General features: G+C 32.0%; 18 protein-coding genes, 1 tRNA gene and 1 CRISPR repeat array. Of the genes, 1 reads left to right on the top strand and 18 read right to left on the bottom strand.

Going from position 1 to position 19,539, the window contains the following annotated elements; genetic code table 11:
- Nucleotides 1-162: 162 nt before the first annotated feature.
- From DQN38_RS03215 to DQN38_RS03160, 12 genes are all read right to left on the bottom strand, one after another.
- On the bottom strand, nt 163-396 hold the full coding sequence (locus DQN38_RS03215; protein WP_038453194.1) for a hypothetical protein: 234 nt from the start codon (nt 394-396) through the stop codon (nt 163-165).
- 20 nt (nt 397-416) lie between these two features.
- Nucleotides 417-716 (bottom strand): hypothetical protein, encoded by a 300-nt coding sequence (locus DQN38_RS03210; RefSeq protein WP_065844217.1) that lies wholly within the window; start codon nt 714-716, stop codon nt 417-419.
- Nucleotides 692-1,459, bottom strand: coding sequence for a structural protein (locus tag DQN38_RS03205; RefSeq protein WP_111738175.1), 768 nt, complete (start codon nt 1,457-1,459; stop codon nt 692-694). The genes DQN38_RS03210 and DQN38_RS03205 overlap by 25 nt, the downstream gene beginning before the upstream one ends.
- 10 nt (nt 1,460-1,469) lie before the next feature.
- Nucleotides 1,470-2,022: a CRISPR direct-repeat array (repeat unit 30 nt; unit sequence GTTTCAACACAAACATTGTCATTAGCAAAC).
- A 359-nt stretch (nt 2,023-2,381) separates the two neighbouring features.
- A tRNA-Leu gene (locus DQN38_RS03200) sits at nt 2,382-2,468 on the bottom strand.
- 108 nt (nt 2,469-2,576) lie between these two features.
- Complete coding sequence (locus DQN38_RS03195) at nt 2,577-3,314, bottom strand: YaaA family protein (RefSeq protein ID WP_011731891.1); 738 nt, start codon at nt 3,312-3,314, stop codon at nt 2,577-2,579.
- Complete coding sequence (locus DQN38_RS03190) at nt 3,311-3,817, bottom strand: HIT family protein (RefSeq protein ID WP_011731890.1); 507 nt, start codon at nt 3,815-3,817, stop codon at nt 3,311-3,313. Before DQN38_RS03190 ends, DQN38_RS03195 begins: the two co-directional genes overlap by 4 nt.
- Entirely contained in the window at nt 3,817-4,593 is a 777-nt protein-coding gene (trpC, locus tag DQN38_RS03185; RefSeq protein WP_065844171.1) for an indole-3-glycerol phosphate synthase TrpC, read from the bottom strand. Before trpC ends, DQN38_RS03190 begins: the two co-directional genes overlap by 1 nt.
- Entirely contained in the window at nt 4,590-5,885 is a 1,296-nt protein-coding gene (locus tag DQN38_RS03180; RefSeq protein ID WP_042960227.1) for a tetratricopeptide repeat protein, read from the bottom strand. The genes trpC and DQN38_RS03180 overlap by 4 nt, the downstream gene beginning before the upstream one ends.
- On the bottom strand, nt 5,861-6,232 hold the full coding sequence (locus tag DQN38_RS03175; RefSeq protein ID WP_002849046.1) for a YkgJ family cysteine cluster protein: 372 nt from the start codon (nt 6,230-6,232) through the stop codon (nt 5,861-5,863). The genes DQN38_RS03180 and DQN38_RS03175 overlap by 25 nt, the downstream gene beginning before the upstream one ends.
- Nucleotides 6,226-6,921: a tRNA1(Val) (adenine(37)-N6)-methyltransferase gene (locus tag DQN38_RS03170; protein ID WP_065844170.1), complete on the bottom strand. Its 696-nt coding sequence runs from the start codon at nt 6,919-6,921 to the stop codon at nt 6,226-6,228. Before DQN38_RS03170 ends, DQN38_RS03175 begins: the two co-directional genes overlap by 7 nt.
- A complete protein-coding gene (locus DQN38_RS03165) occupies nt 6,918-8,840 on the bottom strand; it encodes a coiled-coil domain-containing protein (protein ID WP_111738174.1) in 1,923 nt (640 codons plus the stop codon). Before DQN38_RS03165 ends, DQN38_RS03170 begins: the two co-directional genes overlap by 4 nt.
- Nucleotides 8,841-8,849: 9 nt before the next feature.
- Nucleotides 8,850-9,803, bottom strand: a complete 954-nt coding sequence (locus tag DQN38_RS03160; protein ID WP_002849044.1) for an NAD(P)-binding domain-containing protein — start codon at nt 9,801-9,803, stop codon at nt 8,850-8,852.
- A 78-nt stretch (nt 9,804-9,881) separates the two neighbouring features.
- On the opposite strand from DQN38_RS03160, the gene DQN38_RS03155 reads away from it, so the two are divergent.
- A complete protein-coding gene (locus tag DQN38_RS03155; RefSeq protein WP_065844205.1) occupies nt 9,882-11,105 on the top strand; it encodes a glutamate-5-semialdehyde dehydrogenase in 1,224 nt (407 codons plus the stop codon).
- A 161-nt stretch (nt 11,106-11,266) separates the two neighbouring features.
- On the opposite strand, the gene DQN38_RS03150 is transcribed toward DQN38_RS03155, so the two are convergent.
- From DQN38_RS03150 to DQN38_RS03125, 6 genes are all read right to left on the bottom strand, one after another.
- Complete coding sequence (locus tag DQN38_RS03150; RefSeq protein WP_111738173.1) at nt 11,267-12,610, bottom strand: class II 3-deoxy-7-phosphoheptulonate synthase; 1,344 nt, start codon at nt 12,608-12,610, stop codon at nt 11,267-11,269.
- Nucleotides 12,611-12,868: 258 nt separating this feature from the next.
- Nucleotides 12,869-14,677, bottom strand: coding sequence for an ATP-dependent DNA helicase RecG (gene recG / locus DQN38_RS03145; protein WP_010404052.1), 1,809 nt, complete (start codon nt 14,675-14,677; stop codon nt 12,869-12,871).
- Nucleotides 14,667-15,890 carry a M16 family metallopeptidase gene (locus DQN38_RS03140; protein ID WP_065844088.1) on the bottom strand — a complete coding sequence of 408 codons (1,224 nt, stop codon included), beginning with the start codon at nt 15,888-15,890 and terminating at the stop codon, nt 14,667-14,669. Before DQN38_RS03140 ends, recG begins: the two co-directional genes overlap by 11 nt.
- Before the next feature lie 15 nt (nt 15,891-15,905).
- A complete protein-coding gene (pyk, locus tag DQN38_RS03135; RefSeq protein WP_065844089.1) occupies nt 15,906-17,351 on the bottom strand; it encodes a pyruvate kinase in 1,446 nt (481 codons plus the stop codon).
- Between the two features lie 61 nt (nt 17,352-17,412).
- Nucleotides 17,413-18,156 (bottom strand): class I SAM-dependent DNA methyltransferase, encoded by a 744-nt coding sequence (locus DQN38_RS03130; protein WP_041738332.1) that lies wholly within the window; start codon nt 18,154-18,156, stop codon nt 17,413-17,415.
- Entirely contained in the window at nt 18,116-19,468 is a 1,353-nt protein-coding gene (locus tag DQN38_RS03125; RefSeq protein WP_065844087.1) for an FAD-dependent oxidoreductase, read from the bottom strand. The genes DQN38_RS03130 and DQN38_RS03125 overlap by 41 nt, the downstream gene beginning before the upstream one ends.
- Nucleotides 19,469-19,539 lie beyond the last annotated feature (71 nt).

Genomic DNA, 19,539 nt, shown 5'->3' with positions numbered 1-19,539 from the left:
TTCTCCTTTCTTAATTTATGTAAGCATTATAACGTATTTTATACTTATTGTCAATATTAAAGTATATTTTTTATTCTTTATTTTTCTTTTTTCTTTTTAAAAGTATTTTAAAGGCACTTAAAAGATATTTAAAAGGGTGTTTAAAACCCTTTTAAATGGTGTTTAAAGTGAGTTTATAAATTTCTTGATTGTGGCTTTTAGTTCGTTAAATTCGTTGTTTTGTAGTTGTAGTTCGTGATTTTTTAAAAGTAGTTCTAGCGATTTTGTTAATTGTTCGCTAATGTTGCCGCTACTTGAAGCAGCCTTTAAAGCACTTTCTGAGTATCCAACAAGTTCACCAAGCTCTCTATAGGTCAAGTTTAGCTTTTTTGCGGTATCTTTAACTAAATTTTCCATATTTTCCTTTCTTTCAAATTTTATTTGTCAAAATTATCTTTAATGTATTCTAAAGCGTCTATAAAAGTACCTATGAATTTATAACCGTTTGATAATACTTCAAAGTCGCAGATCTCATAGAATTCTTTATACTCTTTTGCTTCATCTATGTTTTCTTTGCTAGGAGTAAAGATATCAAATATACGAACTATTCTTTTATCTCTTATCCTTGTAATAGGCTGGATTATCTTTAGTCCGCTATCGCCATCATCTATGTGAGATGGAATGTCTATAAACCACTCTATACCATAAAATTCTATAACAAATTTGCGATTTTCCATTTTATCACCTCTTTTTTATCATATACTGAAACATTTTTAAAGTAATCAAATGCTCTTTTCTTGTTTTCATTAGGCTTATAACAAGTCACTATCTCATTACCGTTAAACACTATAAAATACCCATTATCGCTAAAAGCGTTTATATATCTATTGTCCTTATTTTTAGCCGTTGTATTTATAGAGTTTAAAGCCTTTACAACATTAGCACTAGTAGTCTCTTTATGTTTTTTGGCTATATGGTCGTTACTCTTTTTCCAAACTCTTTCCACGCCTGTTTTATCTATATGCTTTACTACTTCATCTTTGCTAAGCGGGCTTGTATTTTTCATCTTTACTCCATCGATCTCTTCTTCATTTATCCACACCGGTACTAGCTCGGTTCTACAACGAAAATGATATGGTGGAAGCCCGAAGTTACTAGGGAGTATTTTACCAAAAAAAGGCTCATTTCTCCAAATAGCAGCTGCTTTTTTCTCGTTTATATCTTTAGCGTTTTGGATATTGTTGCTTTGAGTTTCTATATGCGAGGCTGGGATTATACGTCCATTCATACTTCTACAGATATCACTTGTGCGGTTATCAATCCTAGCTACCACTTTGTAGTGTTTTACGCCATATTTGCTAGCTTGATTTACTCTTGCGATATTTTGCATTTGGCTTATAATATGATCGCTCACTCCTTCAAAATAGCTAGTATTTGCACTTAGTACGCCTTTAAACTTCTCTTTTAAGGTCTCTGCCATGTTTGCTCTTGTTTCAACACAAACATTGTCATTAGCAAACCCATCGGGAAATGTTCCGCCTGCAGTAGTTAGATGGGTTTCAACACAAACATTTTCATTAGCAAACAAAGATTTTGATTTAAGAGAATGCTTTGTACTGGGGTTTCAACACAAACATTGTCATTAGCAAACGCAAGTCTTTTGATATTTTATTTGCTACTTCATTCGGTTTCAACACAAACATTGTCATTAGCAAACCATAATTAGTAAGTTTTCTACCTTTAAATTTAGTAGTTTCAACACAAACATTGTCATTAGCAAACGGAGACGCTATGTTCTTTGCAGGGTACGCAAGAGAGTTTCAACACAAACATTGTCATTAGCAAACAGTATATCGTTTTGGCAAGAGCCAAGTGCTGTTGTGTTTCAACACAAACATTGTCATTAGCAAACACAAGGCTTAAATCTTGTGTAATAAAATATAATTCTGTTTCAACACAAACATTGTCATTAGCAAACATAAATAGCCCTATAACTGTAATATCTAAAACAAAGTTTCAACACAAACATTGTCATTAGCAAACTATAATAAACTCATCATCTAAGTAAATTTAAAAAAGCAATTAAGATAAAAAATAAATTAAAAGATATTATCTAAAACTATTAAAAATAGATTATTTGTTATATATATAATATAGCTATAAATAATGAGAATAAATTTATTTTCCAATCTAAATTAAAAAAATAACAATAATAAGTTAAATATCATAAGAACATTAAATTTAAACTATTTATCTATGTTTTTAAAAGTTTAACTAAAATTAGGTTGGAAAAAGCTTAATGCAGTATAAAATATAAATTTGTAGTTAGTGGTATATAAATATTATTATTGCTATAAATTAAAACTAACATTAAAATTGAGTTGGGTTATATACAAAACCCCTGGTGCCCAAAGTCGGACTCGAACCGACACACGGTTTCCCGTACCAGATTTTGAGTCTAGCGTGTCTACCAATTTCACCATTTAGGCTTAGAGTAATAAATAACTATAAAATAGAAGTTGGATTATACAAAAAATTATATTAAATTTAGTTTAAGTATAAAACATATCTGTTTTAAATTTAAAAATAGCTGAAACTTAGCCGATTATATCAACGACGATCTCTGTTTTTAATCTATTTTTAATAATTTTATTTATCTTTAGGTTAGGAATTTGCATATTATAAAATTCATCTAAACTAGATATCTGATTTAATGCGATACAGCGAAGCACGATCCCTCGATAAGCTTTTGCAAAATGACTTACGACCTTACCATTTTTTAAAAATTTAATAGTAGTATATGGCTTGGTTAGACTATAAAATTTTTCATAAAATCCAGCCCTAAGATCTAAAATATCAGAATCTAAAAAATCATCTAAAACACCACTAAAATACTTCTTATAAAAGACTTCGGTACGAAAACCACCTATGCTTTCACCTTGTTTTAACTTATAATCAAAAATCATATCTTTTGCTAAAATCACACCATATAAATTTGAAAAAATAATCGTATTTTCATCAATCATTTTTCTTGATCTTTCATCCAAATTTCTATAATTTAGATGCTCGTAAGCAACGCCATTATAACGTAAAATAGCCTTCATAAGTGGACGAGAAAACAGATCGCTAGAGTAATATTCAAGCTCATTATCTTTTTTCAAACCAAACAGAGCTTGCAGCTCATTTTTATTAGCTTTTTTTAAAAAACTGTTATACATCTCTAAAATTTCCAGACGTTTATCATTTAAATTTGGAAAAACCCATGAAAAATTTACCGATGCATCTCTAGATCCGCCAGACATCTTACTTTCACTTGGAGAAAATAGAATTTTCACTTAAAAACCTTTTGAAAAGCTTTCTTTAATGTGTGATATTGATCTAAAAACGGAACTCCATGCACTCTTGTATATGCTATGGTCGTGATAAAATTCGTATCTCTACTCCAGCGAGGAACTAAATGATAATGTATATGCTCAGCGATCCCAGCACCTGCTGCAGAGCCTAAATTCATACCTATATTTACACCATTTGCATTAAGACTTTCTTTTAAAACTCCGACTCCTAACTGAACAAGATCGCTCATTTCAGACCATATATTTTTGTCTAAATTCTCAATATTGTCGGTATGAATATAAGGTATTATCATAAATTCGCCCAAAGTATATGGATATCTGTTCATTACGGCGAAACAATTTTTAGCCCTAAAAAGCACAAAGTTTTCTTCGTCGTTTTGGATATTTTCAGCAATATCGCAAAAAACACAACTATGATCCGTTACTCCATCATCTTTTCTAGTCTTAAAATACTCAGCCCTCCAAGGAGAAAACTCATGTTCCATTACTCACCTTTCATATCTTTTACCGCATTATAAATACTTTCTTGACGCATAAAATGTTCACCTATTAAAAACGCATCAGCACCTTGTTTTTTTAAATTTATTAGTTCTGAATTGTTATATAATCCACTCTCCGCAACTATAATTTTGCCACTAGGGATAAGAGGTATAAGCTTTATGCAAAGCTCCATATCCATATCAAAAGTTTGTAGATTTCTGTGATTAATGCCTATTATATCGGCATCTACAAATAACGCTTTTTCAAGATCGGTCTCATCGTGAATTTCCATCAAAACTTCTAAATTTAAACTTTTTGCATATTCAAAAAGAGTTTTTAAGTAAAACTTATCAAGCGCTTTTGCTATAAGAAGTATAAAATCCGCCCCATACAACCTAGCTTCGACTATTTGATAAATATCAACTATAAAATCTTTTCTTAAAATAGGAGTATTAGTATATCTTCTAACTAGTGCCATATACTCCAAACTTCCTTGAAAATAAAAAGGCTCGGTCAATATAGAAAATGCGCTAACACCTGCTTTTTCATACTCAAAAGCTATTTTTAATGGATCAAAATCTTCTTTTATCACGCCTTTGCTCGGGCTTGCCTTTTTTATTTCAGCTATTATATTTATGCTATTTTTTTGCTTTAAAACCTGTTTTACATCTCTTGGTATATATGAGTTTGTAAGTGCATTTTCTAGCCTGCATAAGGGTAGATTCTCTTTTATGTTTTCTAAGTTTATCTTTGTTTTTGATATTATCTCATCAAGTATCACTTTGTTCCTTTATTAAAACATTTATCAATAGCAGTTTTATGGGCTTTTGCTTCGTCTTCTTTCATAAATTTAGTATCGCTTTGTATCTTGTCCATCCACATTTTAGCCTCCTTGCACTCGCCAAGCTTAAAATATCCCCATGCAATTGAATCTATAATATAAGGAGAATTCGGATCTAAAATATAAGCTTTTTTCGCAATATCAAGCCCTTTTTTCAAATCTATCTCATAATCAATCAATAAATAACCGTAATAATTAAAGTAAATAGGGCTATTTAAAGCATAAACAGAACCTTCAAATAACTTAACCACCATATCTAATTCAAATTTACTGATATTTTTAGAACTCTGTTCGTATTTATATATAGCCATTCTAGCCATATATTCTGGATTTTGCGATCTATTATATAGATCTTGAGCAACATTATAAGCTTTTTGAAACTCTTTTAACTCGGCATATATCTCCATCAAAATAGGCTCGTTAAAACTATACTTTTCTAAAAGTTCTTTAGCAGAGATAACATCTTTTTTATAAAGCAAAATTTCCAAAGCTCTGTTTAAAAAATCGCTCTCTTCGTAAGCTTCATATAGTTTTATATACACTTCAATCATCAAATCAAGCTCACCTTTAGCAGAGTAAATATTTAGCAGAGTAAAGCAGACCGGCTTAGAACAGCCGTTTTCCCCTATCCAATTATTAAGATATCTTATAGCCTCATTTGTTCTATCTAGCTTATTATCAAGCATATCTACAAGTTTTAATAAATTTTCTTCACTGCCCTCAATCTCATAAGCTTTTTTAAACTCTTTTAAAGCTCTTATAGGTTCATCATTAAAAAGATAAATAGTTGCTAAAATAGAGTGATTAATGCTATTATTGCTCTCTTTTTGTATTAAATTTAAAGCAAGATCTTTAGCATCTTTAATCTGTGATTTTAAAATATAATACCCTATTTCGATTCTTATAACATCATAATCAGCGTTTAAAATCTCTCTAGCATCTGTTATAAGCTCATCTAATCTATCATCTTTTATCACGAAAGCTATCTTAAGAGCCTCTTTTAAAAAAATAGGCTTTTTAGTCGTCTTGTAAAGCATATAAAATACTTCTAATGCATCTTTCGATTTTGCATCTCCAAGCAGATAAAACCCTTTCATAGCTTCTAAATCTATAGTTGTATTTATGTCAGAATACTTAAAAAAAGTTTCATTTTTCTTCGCGCCAACACTCTGTTTATCTGCACAACCGGCTAAAAATAAAGTGAAAATCAGAGCCGCTCTACACCAATACATTCTTTCTCCAATTCATTAAAATGCTTTTTAAAATAATCCCAAAACGGAAACGTCCTACACTGTTTTGGTCTAAATTCATAAACACTACAATTTTTATTATTTTCATCGAAAAATAAGCAAGCATACGCGCCATTATACTCTTTTTCCTTTAAACTAAATCTAACTCCTACGCGGTACGTAAAAAGTTTTTTGAACTCCGGTAAGCTAAGCTTTAAATGTGAGCTAAGAGACTCCATCTCGGCTTCGCTTATCCATATATATCCGCTATCTCCGGTGCAGCATTTAGCACCGCATACTTCACACTTTGAGCTATCAAAGCAGTAGTCAAAACCAAACTCTTTTAACACTCGTAAATCTCACTTTTTGTATCCGATTTTTTAAATATCTCTTTAACTTCACCGCTAAACTCATTTTCATCAAAAATTATAAGAGGAGGATAAATTTCGCATATAGATTTTGAACTTTTCTTTGCTTCAAACAGAGCTAATTTTGAACTTTCACTTATCCTTGAATGCACAAATCTAAGCTTTGTTAGCTTGAGTTTTAAACTGCTTAAAATAGGCAAAATTTCTCCTACTCTTCTAGCATCGTAGCAAAAATACAGGACTCCTTGAGGTTTTAAATTTGCATTTACGGACTTAAAAAAACTTAACGGATCAAGGCTAGAACTATATCTGCTAATACTTATATGTTCATTTTCGCTTTTTGTGATTTGACTGTTATAAAACGGCGGATTTGAAACTATAAAATCAAATTTAATCTCGCTTTTAAATTTAGAAAAATCGTCACAAATAACAGCTGCAACAAGATTATTAACATCCGCGTTTAGCTGCGTTATGGTGGAATTTATCTCTTGGATATCTATGGAACTAAGATTTAAATTTATAAAATCCCTTTTTAAAAGCAATCCTAAAATTCCGCAGCCGCAGCCCACATCGAGCACATTACCAAAAATCTGATTTTTAGATATGAAGTCATATAAAAACAGAGTATCGCTGTTATAACGATACCCTTCTTTTAGTTGAAATAGTTTCATTCATAAACTTTAATGACAAATCCATATCCGCTTTGCTCTAGTAAAACATCTTTAGAGTATGCTAACATCGGATCTTTAATCTTAGAATTTATGGCTTTTGAAGCTGCGTTTAACATATCTTTTGTCGATTTTAAATTTAAAAGATTTACGTTTTTTAGCTCACCGACTTTATCGTCTCCTAAAAATTTAAAATCGCTTATAACGGCTTTTATCTCATAAATACGGCTTTTGCCATACTTTTTTATCATATCGTTTAATTTATTTTCGCAATCTTTATCAAGCTTTGCACTTTTATCTAAACTCAAACAGCTAATTTCTGATAAAAATCTCTTTGAATCTACATTTATATCACTTAAAACCGGCTGATTATCTTGATTTTTTATATTTTTTATCAGTTCTTCATAATAGTTTTTTAGCTTATCGTTTTGTTCTTTTGCCTTATTTTCAGCTTCTAAAACCATTTTTTTAGCTTCATCTAAAGCCTTTTTAGCATAATTTTTGAGCTCTTCATTTTGCGCATTTAGCTTAGTTATCATGTTATTTAAAATTTCATAATTTTGAATTTTTTTGATATCGTTTTTCTCATTTTCCAGCTCTTTTATTTTAGAATCCAACTCTGATATTTGTATGTTTTTTAGCGTGATTTGCGATTTTAAAGATGTTATATTTTTATCAAATTCCGCTCTTAACCTATCTTCATCATTCTTTAAAAAAAGCGCTTTTTGTTTTAAATTCTCAAGCGTATTTACATAGTTTGCGTCCTTAGCTTCTAACTCTTTTTTAAATTTAAGCTCCAAATTTATCATTTTTCCTTCAAATGCGGCTATCGTTCTGTTTTGTTCAAAAATTATCCTCTCGTAATCACTTTTTATGGCATTTAACCTTTGAGTTTCTATCTTTTTATAATTTGTTAAAACCATATTTTCAGCATTTTTTAACTCTTCGTCTTTTTTTAGCTTATACTCTTTAAAATCGTTATTCAACTTTGCAAGCTCGATATTTTTTAAATTCAACTCTCCAAAATAGTCGTTTTTTTGTCTATCTAACTCATTTTTTATATCATATAAAGCTTTTGAATGCTTGTTTTGAAGCTCAATTATCTCATTTGTATGAGACGCTAAGAGATCGTTTATCTTATTATCTTTGGTCAAAATAGTCTGATTTAAAGTATCAATCTGAGTTTTTTTATCGGCTAATTTACTATCTAACTCTTTAGATAAAGTATCTACTTGTTTTTTAAGTACCTGAGTCTGCTCTAAAAGATAGCTATTTTTTTGTGAAAGCTCTTTGTTTTTTTCTAACTGATCTTTTGTAGCACTTGAAACTTTTTCGTTGAAATTTATATCTTTTTTGCTAAGCTCTTTTTCCAACTCATCGATCTTATTTTCAAGACCGATTATCTTTTGTTCATATGATTTTATACTTTGGATATTTTCTTTTTGAACTTCGTTTATCTTTTTAGTAAGATCGTTGATATTTTTATAGTGTTGCTTTTCGACCTCATTCATAGAATCAAGATATTTTGCTGAAATTAGTTTATTTTCAGACTCCCTAAGAGAATTTTGCTCTCTTAACTTTGTGATAATTTCTAAATTTTTCTTAGCTAATTCTTCATTATCTGCAAAAAGAAGTCTATTTTTTTGAATAAGTTCAGCAATTTTATCTCTTAACTCATCGACGCTTCCTGAGGGGATCTCATCACTATTTATATCAATATTTCTGTTATTTAAAAGAGTTAGATAACTACCTAATTTATCTAACTCGTCTTTACTGATATATCTGTCTTGCTCCGCCATAGAAAGGTCGCTAAATTTAAGTTTATCTTGATTTAGAGCTTTTTCATCTTTGGTCTCACAACCTAAAATGAAAAAAATAGTACCGACTAAAAATAAAATTTGAGCAAATTTTCTAAATTTCAACACGAAACCTTATTTTGATTTTATAATATAATCAATCACGGTATGAGCATCATTTAAAGCTACTACGATACTTCCGCCATTTTTACTAGCTATATCTCCTCCTACAAACAGCCTTGGAGTATTTGTTTGAAGATGCTCATCTACGATCGGCTCTCCATCTTTATTTAACTCTATACCGCATTTTTGTAAAAAATCAACCGGAGTAGAGCCGCCTATAGCATATATAATTCTATCGTAAATTTCACTAGAGTTATTACTAAAATTAACTTTTACCTTACCGTTTTCATTATCTAGACCAATAACGTCTATTCCAAGCTTTAAGTTTAGTTTTTTATCGTTAAAATATTCAAAAACTTGTGCTTCGTTTATCTCGTTTAATCTAGTAAATTTCTCTTTTCTATAGCAAAGCGTTACGGTGTTACATTTGCTAAGCTCTATAGCGTACTCTGCTGCGGAATTTCCGCCGCCTATGACTAGTATATTTTCACCGCAATTACAGCTATTTAGATTAAAATTTACTATTTGAGTTAGTGATGGCGGAATTTTATACTCAGGTTTGTTAGGTTTGCCCATTCTTCCTATTCCTATCATCACGTTTTTAGATTTATAGGTGTTTTTTGATGTTACTATATTGAATATATCGCCGTCTTTTTTTACGCTTTCAACTTCGATATTAAACACCGCGTCTATTTTGCCATTGTCAAGAAGATTATCAAAGTAATTTAAAGTACTCTCTTTTGTACCGTCAAAAAACTCGACATTTCCATGAGTCTGGCTATCTAGACCTTTATAAACTTTATCGACTCTCTTTCCGTCTTTGTAAAACTTTCGTATGGTTTGAGAGTGATTATCACCTTTTTCAAGCAGAAGAACATTCTTAAAGCCGTTGTATTTGGCTTCAACAACAGTGGCTATACCAAAAGGTCCGCCGCCTATAACGACCACATCGTATATATTTTCCATTTTTTCTCCGTATATTATTTGTTTTAAAGCTTATAAATCGTAAAATTTACCAAAATTCTCCTTAAAGAACAGGTAAAAATGGAAAAATTACTAAATAATTTAAAAAACTCATCAAAGTCACTGTCTATTCTAACTCAAACTCAAAGAGAAAATTTGATTATTAACATTGCAAACGAAATTATGAGTGCCAAAGATGAAATTTTATCTGCTAATAAGATTGATTTAGATCTTGCTCAAGATCTCAGCAGCGCATTAAAAGATAGATTAAAATTAACTAGTAAAAGCATAGAAAATCTATGCAACTCCATAAAAAATATAGCAAATTTAAAAGATGTTATAGGCGTAATAAAAGATGGTTGGCAGACAAAATCCGGACTAAAAATAGAAAAAATCACCATTCCGCTTGGTAATATAGCTACGATTTATGAGTCTCGCCCAAATGTCACGGCCGAAGTAGCCGCACTTTGTATAAAAAGTGCAAACGGATGCGCTCTAAAAGGCGGCAAAGAAGCTAAAAATACGAACTTAGCCATAATAAAAGCCATCCACAAAGCTTTACAAAAATGCGGTTTAGACAAAAACTGCGTTGTTTATCTAGATATCGATAGAAACGAAGTCAAGAAGCTTATAAATATGGATAAATATCTAGATCTTATAGTTCCTAGAGGTGGTGAAAACTTAGTTAAATTCGTAAGCCAAAATGCAACAATCCCGGTTTTAAAACACGATAAAGGACTATGTCATATCTATGTTGATGAGTTTGCGGATCTTGATAAAGCATTAAGTATTTGTGTAAATGCGAAATGCTCACGACCAGGAGTGTGCAACGCTGCTGAAACTATTTTGGTTCACGAAGAAGTGGCCAATGAGTTTATACCGAATTTAAAAAAGTCGCTAGATGAGTTTAATGTTATAATTTTTGGCTGCAAAAAAACAGCAAAAATCATAGATTGTGAGTTGGCAAACGAACAAAACTACTCTACTGAATACCTTGATTTTAAACTAAATTTAAAAATAGTAAAAAATTTGGAAGAATCTCTAGAACATATAAGCGAATTTAGCTCAGGACACTCTGAAGCAGTAATTAGTGAAAGCTACAGTATTTGTGAGAGATTTTTAAGCTTAGTAGATAGCGCTTGTGTTTATGCAAACGCATCTACTCGTTTTAGCGACGGCGGCGAGTTTGGATTTGGTGCAGAGATCGGTATAAGCACAAATAAACTTCACGCAAGAGGTCCGGTTGGATTAAATGAGCTCACTACTTATAAATACATAATCCGCGCAAATGGGCAGATAATATAATATACTTTTATAATATTTTTTTATTAATTTAAGTCAGACAATTAAAATATAAAAAATATAAATTTCAAAATTTAGTTGGATTATAAAATTTCATAATCCAACTAAATTTATTCTTTAAATTTATTAATTTAAATTTAAAAATGTATTAAAAACGGTTAAATTTAGCGCTTTTTAACTAAATCGGCTATCAAAAATGCAAGCTCTAAGGCTTGATCCGCATTCAACCTTGGATCGCATTGAGTTTCATACCTATTTCCTAATGAATCTTCAGTAACGTTAAACGCACCTCCAACACATTCTGTTACATCTTGACCGGTCATCTCAAGATGTACTCCGCCAGCTATTGTACCGCACGCTCTATGAATTTCAAAGAAACTCTTGACCTCTCTCATAACATTATTAAACTCACGTGTTTTAAATCCACTGCTAGCTTTTATAGTATTTCCATGCATAGGATCTATGCTCCAAAGGATATTAAGTCCTTCTTTTTTTACATCGTTCAATATAGCAGGAAGCCTGTCTTCTATCTTATCTGCTCCCATTCTAATAATGATATTTAGGCGTCCTGGTTCATTATCTGGATTTAGTTTCCCTGCTAAAGATATGATATCGCCCGGTTTGCCATCAGGTCCTATTTTGCACCCTATCGGATTTTTTATACCGCTTAAAAAATGCACGTGCGCATCATTGATTCCGCGTGTTCTTTCACCTATCCAAAGCATATGAGCCGAACAATCATACCATTCATTCGTAAGGCTATCTACTCTAGTTAAAGCCTCTTCATAAGGCAAAAGCAATGCCTCGTGAGACGTATATAGTTTTGTTTCGCTAAGCGTCGGAGTATTTTGAGTCGTCACACCGCACGCTTCCATAAATTTAAGCGCCCCGGTAAGTTCATCTGCTAATTTTTCAAACTTATTATCAAGTTCTGCTTTTTTTATAAATCCAAGATTCCATCTATGAACTTCATTTAAATTTGCAAGCCCTCCGCGCGAAAATGCTCTTAATAAATTTAGCGTAGAAGCACTTTGATAATAAGCATCTATCATTCTTTTTGGATCTGGTATTCTAGCCTCTTCCGTAAAATCAAAACCATTTATAATATCGCCTCTATAGCTTGGAAGTTTCACTCCGTCGATATCTTCAAAATCGCTACTTCTAGGCTTAGCAAATTGACCTGCGACGCGACCTACTTTGACTACAGGACAGCCTCCGGCAAATGTCAATACTATTGCCATTTGAAGCATTATTTTAAACATATCTCTTATACCGTTTGCACTAAAATTAGAGAAACTTTCAGCACAATCTCCGCCTTGCAACAAAAAGCTTTTTCCTAGCGTAACGTTTTTTAATTCATCTTTTAAATTTCTGACCTCTCCAGCAAAAACGAGCGGCGGTAGACTTTTTAGCTTATCTTCAGCATTTTTTAGTTCATTTTTATCCGGATAATGCGGTTGTTGCAAAATATTATAATCTCTCCAGCTGTCTCTATTCCACTTACTCATATTATACCTTTAATTTTATATAAAATAATGCTTAATTATATCTAAATTGTTCTTAATTTTTCTTTTACAATCAATAAATTTTATTTGTAACAATCAAAAATAGATCTTGGATATATCATATTCATGCATAAAAGGATATTAAGCAACCTAAAAAACTGAACTCTCACTAAGCAAGATAAAAGCTATAAATAGCGCAAACTATCTTATAAGCGAGATCCAAATGAAAACCACTTCTGTTAAATAATATTTAAAGCCTTTTTATGGGGCTTTAAATTTGCAAAGCCTATGGGTTGCTTCTTGAGTAATGTCTTCTTCCATATCATAATAATTGAATGTAGCTCCATGCTGTAAAGTTCCGTCTAAAACGTCTCCTGCTTGACGATTTTTGAGATCTAATTTTGCCACTAAAAATCCGTCCAAAGTCCTAGAAAACTCTAAAAGTCTATTTGGCGGATCTTTTAGTTTAGTGTATATATAGCACCAACCCTCGCCGCCGTTCCTACCGACTCTCCCTCTGAGCTGATGAAGAGTAGCAAGACCTAAACGCTCAGCACCTACTATAACTATTGTAGAGAGTTTTGGTAACGATATACCTACTTCTACGACAGTCGTCGTAAGTAAAATATTTCCATCGTAGGCAAATTTTTTTAAAGTATCTTCTTTATCTCTATCTTTTCCGTGAGTTAAATACACTTTTTCGAATCTAGATTCCCAAAAACCGCTAGCTTCACTTAAACTTTGATAACTGCTCATTTCGCTTTCTTCTACAAGTGGATATACTATTATAGCTTGTCTGTTTTTTTGAATTTCGTTTTTTAAATGCTCTAAAAGTCCACTGAATCCAGAGTTTTGCAGTATGATGGTATGAATATTTTTCTTATAGGGAATCTCTTTTAAAAAACTAAAACTAACAATCTGAGACTCTATAAGACTAAGCGTTCTTGGGATAGGAGTAGCGCTAAATTGCAAAAAATGAGCTCTTTTATCAAAATCCCTTGTAAGCTCATCTATTTTTTTGCGCTGATTTGAGCCAAATCTATGTTGTTCATCAACCATAACAAGTGGACTTTGCGGCAAGGATTGATACAATAAAACATGAGTTCCGATGATCAAATTTGCGTCACTAAAATCTACATTTTTAGCACCTTTTTTAACTAATACGGTATTATAAAAGCTAGGTAAAAGTCGCTTTGCTTCACTATATAACTGATCGGCCAATATACTAGTTGGCGCCATCAAAACCGCCGGTTTAGGATATATCATAAGAGCAGCTGCAAGCATAACAAGAGTCTTACCGCTGCCGACATCTCCCATTATAACTCTTTTTGCGGCTATATTTTGACTTATATCGTTTTTTATATCTTTTATTGCGGCTAATTGATCATTTGTCGGTTTAAATGGTAAACTTTCAAGCCAACTGTCGATATTAAAAGGCTTTATTCGTACTCCAGGAAATTGGGATTTTTTGCTGCTTAATTTTTTTATATAATTATAAATTTCTACAAATTTAAGAACTCTCAAAGTACTCGGATCGTTTTGCAAATTTGCAATTATTTTTGTGCTATTTTTACTATTTTCATGTATGCTAAGCAAGGTTTTAGCTTCTTTTAAATCAAGCCCTTCATCTGTAAGATTTTTTAAATTTAAATATTTTTTTATAAGTTTTTCTAGTTTTGCATCTGTAATATCTGTTTTATAATGCGGTATTATCGAGCCTACTTTTGTGACTACTTTGGGATTTATAAATTGCCATGATCCATAACTAAAGCTTGATTTTGCATGAATAAACATCGTCTTTCCGCTCTTAAAAGCCATATAGTGCCACGGTTTTGCATTAAATATAACTAATCTTATATCGCATTGCCATGTAATACAACATGCCGTAACAGTGAGCATAGAGCCTATTCTTTTACTAAATTTAGTCTCTATCTCAACGCTATTTTCACCTTCATTTGGGGTGTGTGAAATACTTAAATCATCATAGGATTTAGGCAACATCAAAGCTAAATCAAGAAGTGAGTTTATACCGATGCTTTTTAGATCTTTGGCGTCGCTGTCAAATTTCATTATAAATTACTGCAAAAGACTGTTTTAGTATCTCATCGTGAGATTTTATGAACTCATTTAATCTATCAAGCTTTAAGGCCTTTATCTTATTTAAATTTCTATCAAATTCACCAAGCTCATATCCAAAATAATACTCATTTTGCGCTATAGAAAGACGCTTAAATAGAGTTTCTTTAGACAAAGGCTCACTACCAAGCAAGAAATTTTTAGCCTGATCAAGCTCTTTTTGACTAACTCCGTCTCCTATAAATTTTTCAAACTCAGACTGAACTACGCTTATGGCCTCATCCTTGCTCTCATTTTTTGTCTGCAAATATCCACTAATCGCTTTATACGATAAATTTAGATCATTTCTAGCATATACAGAGTATGCAAGACCTCTTTTTACTCTAATTTCTTCCATAAGTCTGCTTCCAAAACCGCTGCTTCCAAGTATAAAAGTAGCCACACTAGCTAGATATTTTTCATCATCTTTTACACTAAATGGAGAGCCAAAATATATATATGCTTGTTCGCTTTGTTTTACAATAAACTCTTTTTTACATTCGTCGCTTGTATGAATTTCCTCAATCTCTCGTCGTTTTCCCTTTTTTAAAACATTTTTCAAAGCCTGAAAATCAACATTGCAAACCTCTATATCTCCGCCCAAAACTAAAAATAAATTTGATATATCAAGATTATGTATCAAAAAATTTCTAATATCCTCTATCTCTATGCTCTCTATACTAGATTTTGTACCGATAGAAGGCATACTTAAATTTGTTCCGTCAAATAAAATTTCATTTAACTTCACTTTTGCTTGATAGTCAAAATCGCTAGCGTTCGCCGCTATAGTTCCTAAAGCATTGATCTTTAACTTATTTAACGTATCTTCACTATAGTTTGGATCACTCAAAAGTTTAATCAACATATCAAAAGCAAATTTAAAATGCTCTTTTAAACAGTTTATCTCTATAGAAAAACTTTCAAATCCCGCGCTTGCATTTATATCTATAGCAAGCATTTCAAGGCGTTTGCTAAACTCATTTACTCCAAGTTGCTTTGTACCTTCATTAAGCAAAGCGGCACTTATCTTTGCAAGACCTGGTTTTATAGCATAAATGCTTCCTGCTACCTTAAACACAAGTTTTAAATTTACAATAGGCAAAGACGAACTATACTCGTAAATAAGCGAAGTTTTAATACCTTTTATATCTATGTCTAACTTTTCCAAATTTCCCCCATCACGCTACAAAGCAGCGTCTAAATAATAGTCTATCTGATCTTTTTTTAGTATTCTTATAAAATTTGTACTTCCAATGGCGCCAGTAGGATAACCGGCGGTCATTATATAAGTACATTCATCGCTTATAAGTCCTGCTCTATGCAGTCCTTGAATAGCGTTTGCAAGTAAGATATTTAACCTGCTTTTTTTTATAACAAGAGACGGTTTTACTCCCCAAACTATAGTCAAACTTCTAGCCGTTTCCTCGTCGTGAGCCACTGCTATGATATCCATATTTGGACGATTTCTAGCCATTTTCACCGCACTTTGACCAGAACTTGTTATAGAGATAATAGAACAAACCCCTATCCTAGTAGCTAGTCTTGAAGTTGAGCTTGCTACCATATCGGTTTCATCTACAAAAGAAAACTCATCGAATTTACCGTAAGGATAGATCTTTTCACTCTCTGCTATGGTTGCGCTCATCGCTCTTACAACCGCAACAGGATTTATACCCACAGCACTTTCTTCACTTAACATAACCGCGTCAGTTCCATCTAAAACGGCGTTTGCCACGTCGCTGATCTCGGCTCTTGTTGCGCTTTCGTTTTTTGCCATTGAAAGCATCATCTGAGTTGCGGTGATGACTGGTCTGTTTGCTTCATTTGCTTTTCTTATGATACTTTTTTGAATGGATGGTACTTTGTAATATGGAACTTCTATGCCAAGATCTCCACGAGCTACCATTATACCGTCACTCACGCGTACTATCTCATCTATATTTTCAACGGCGTCAAATTTTTCTATCTTTGCAAAAACTTTAGCGTGTCCGCCGAATTCTTTTATGAGATCTTTTGCTTTTTGCACGTCTTTCGCATTTTGTACAAAACTAACCGCAACAAAATCCACGCCGTTTTTCGCGCCCCATTCTAGATCTTTTTTATCTTTTTCTGTGATGACTTCGATATTTAGCTTAGTATTTGGAAAATTTACACCTTTATTTGAGTTTAAAACTCCATCATTTTCGATAATAGTTTCTATCCGATCTGCAACTTTTATGACTTTAGCTCTAATCATTCCATCATATAAATATATATATTCGCCCTCTTTTATAAGATTTGAAATTTCAGGATGATTTATACTAAGTTTATACTCATTTAGAGCAATTTGAACGCCGATTATATCGTCTTTGACGACTATGAGTTTATCTCCTGCTTTTAGCTCAAACGGATTTTGTAGCTTTCCTACCCTTATCTTTGGTCCGCAAATATCTTGCAAAACGCCCAATCTAAATCCTAATCTCTTTTCAATCTCCCTAACTTTATCTAATGTTGATTTATGATATTCATGCGTTCCGTGAGAAAAATTTAGTCTAAATACGTTCACGCCCTCTTTTGCTAAGGCTTCTATCGTCTCTATGCTATCACTAGCCGGTCCTACTGTGGCTACGATTTTTGTTCTTTTATCTATCATAGACTTACTCCTTATTTTTTATCTTAATTATAGCAAAAATTAAACTACAATTTGGCTACTAAGTCTGTTTTTGAAATATATAAATTTCTTTATCGGCTAAAGAGTCGCTAAAAAGCTCTATTTTCATAGTTTTTACAAGCTCTAATGGGCAATTATCTTTTATAAATTTATAAGAGTGATAGTACTGAGTAATTTCAAATTTAGATTTTTTATACAAATTATCTTGCTCTTCAAAATATATAAATTCAGTATTAAGACTTTTGTTTTCATAGTTTGAGTCTATTATTAAATCATTATTTTTATCTTTGATATATAAGCTTCCGCTAGCCACGCTATCAAAACCGAATTGCGTATTTAGATCAAAAATAAGATATCCGCCGGGTTTCAACTTATTGCTAGCAGAACTAAAAAACTTAAACAACTCATTTTGAGTCATATAGTTTAGCACGTCGCTAACTGCTGTTATAAGATCAAATTCCATATCAAGTTTGTCTATAGGACAAACAAGAGTTTTTATGCCTTTCAAGCTACAAATTTCGGCCATTTTAGGGCTAATATCTAGCCCTAAAACTTTAAATTTAGATGACAATAATAAACTAAATTTCCCATTTCCGCAGCCAAAATCAAGAGCCAAATCACCATTTTCAAATTTAAGCGATTCAATTAAATTTAGATATTTTTTATAGAGCTCATCGTAAGCTTCGTAAAATCCTAAAAGAGGTTCTATTTTTGCATAAAAATCCAGACTATCTATATTATCTTTACTCTTTATCGACAAGCTCTTCATTAAATTTATCTTCATAAAATGTACTGCCTAAAAACGCGCAAATCTCTTTAACGTCTCTCAAAGCATTTCCAAGGCAACTAGTTGCTCCAGGACTTGGGGTCATATTAAAAATAATTCCTTTTTTAGTATTTATACTAGCTTCGCCGAGCATTAATTTTTTCTCAGTTTTATTTAGAACTTGAGGTCTTACTCCGCCAAAACCTTTTGCATAATATATGTCGCCGATTTGTAAGCTAGGAACTATTTTTCTAGCATCTTTTACGAATAATTGTTTATTTAAAAGCGGAACTTCAAATAAAAAGTTTCTAAGTATATAATTTCTTATCTCAGAGTCTTTAAATAAATCGTAAAATATCTTAACTATATCACCGTCTAAATTTAAAGTTTTACAAAAATCCATAAAACTTCTATATGTTCCATGATATCTCTCAAGCTTTGGAAGAGCAAGTGCAGTTGGACCAAATCTCGTACAGCCATTAGCTAAAATATCAGGATCGCCGTGCAAAGCCGCAAAAGGAAGTTTTGGATTTTGCACCATATAAACTTTACCGTTTAAAAGTTTTTGTTTAGTAAGATAGAAACTTCCCGCTACTGGTAAACAACCAAAATCCAACCCATAGCCCATTTTATGGGCCAAAAATAGCGAATGCGCTCCGGCATTTACAACAACGAAATTTGCGCTAATAGACAGACCGTTTTTGGTTTCTATGAAGAATTTATCGCCGGCTTGAGTTATGTTTTGCACCTCGCTATTTAGGTATAAATCACACTCTTTTCCTTCATTTCTAGCATTATCAACAAAAGTAGTTGTAAAAGCTCCGTAATCCACAGTAGTATATTCACCGCTTTTAACGCCCATTCCGACTACGTTTTCATTTCTTGCAAAACCATTTGCATCATATATAATTTTCGGCTCTATTTTTGACAATTCGTCTTTATCGTAAAATTCTATATAAGGATAAAGAACTTTAAACTCTTCATAACGTTTTTTTATAAATTCAACTTCACTATCGCCTACGCCTATAGCCATCTTTTGACCATCAAACATATATTTGTTTTGGTAGCCGTGTTGAAGACCGTATTTTACGACCATTCTGGCTGTTTTTCTTACTTTGCTGGCTTTTTCAAATGTATAGTTTGTTTCTATATCACCGCAATGTACTGTTTGAGAATTTGCCGTACCTTTTGAGTTTAAAGTTGCTAGCCCGCCATATTTTTCTATTAAAACCATACTATTTATATCCGTATATCTTGCCAGTTCATATAGAAGCGCTCCACCGCTTATACCTCCACCGACAATGGCAACTTGATAATGCTTTTCTTTCATAGTCCAACTCCTAGATTTATTGTTCGATTAGTATATATCATTTTAATTTAAAAAAATTTAAAAAAATATCA

Origin of the sequence: Campylobacter fetus subsp. fetus (assembly GCF_900475935.1) — a bacterium.
Taxonomy (GTDB): Bacteria; Campylobacterota; Campylobacteria; order Campylobacterales; family Campylobacteraceae; genus Campylobacter; species Campylobacter fetus.
Note: the sequence above shows the minus strand (reverse complement) of the source record. Positions and strands in the feature narration are given on the sequence as shown.

Coding starts and splice junctions, on each gene's coding strand:
- DQN38_RS03160 (WP_002849044.1), bottom strand. CDS start 9,803: ATGGAAAATATATACGATGTGGTCGTTATAGGCGGCGGACCTTTTGGT.
- DQN38_RS03130 (WP_041738332.1), bottom strand. CDS start 18,156: ATGAAGATAAATTTAATGAAGAGCTTGTCGATAAAGAGTAAAGATAAT.
- DQN38_RS03155 (WP_065844205.1), top strand. CDS start 9,882: ATGGAAAAATTACTAAATAATTTAAAAAACTCATCAAAGTCACTGTCT.
- DQN38_RS03180 (WP_042960227.1), bottom strand. CDS start 5,885: ATGTATTGGTGTAGAGCGGCTCTGATTTTCACTTTATTTTTAGCCGGT.
- DQN38_RS03150 (WP_111738173.1), bottom strand. CDS start 12,610: ATGAGTAAGTGGAATAGAGACAGCTGGAGAGATTATAATATTTTGCAA.
- DQN38_RS03190 (WP_011731890.1), bottom strand. CDS start 3,817: ATGGAACATGAGTTTTCTCCTTGGAGGGCTGAGTATTTTAAGACTAGA.
- DQN38_RS03210 (WP_065844217.1), bottom strand. CDS start 716: ATGGAAAATCGCAAATTTGTTATAGAATTTTATGGTATAGAGTGGTTT.
- DQN38_RS03205 (WP_111738175.1), bottom strand. CDS start 1,459: ATGGCAGAGACCTTAAAAGAGAAGTTTAAAGGCGTACTAAGTGCAAAT.
- DQN38_RS03215 (WP_038453194.1), bottom strand. CDS start 396: ATGGAAAATTTAGTTAAAGATACCGCAAAAAAGCTAAACTTGACCTAT.
- DQN38_RS03170 (WP_065844170.1), bottom strand. CDS start 6,921: ATGAAACTATTTCAACTAAAAGAAGGGTATCGTTATAACAGCGATACT.
- recG (WP_010404052.1), bottom strand. CDS start 14,677: ATGAAATTTGACAGCGACGCCAAAGATCTAAAAAGCATCGGTATAAAC.
- DQN38_RS03125 (WP_065844087.1), bottom strand. CDS start 19,468: ATGAAAGAAAAGCATTATCAAGTTGCCATTGTCGGTGGAGGTATAAGC.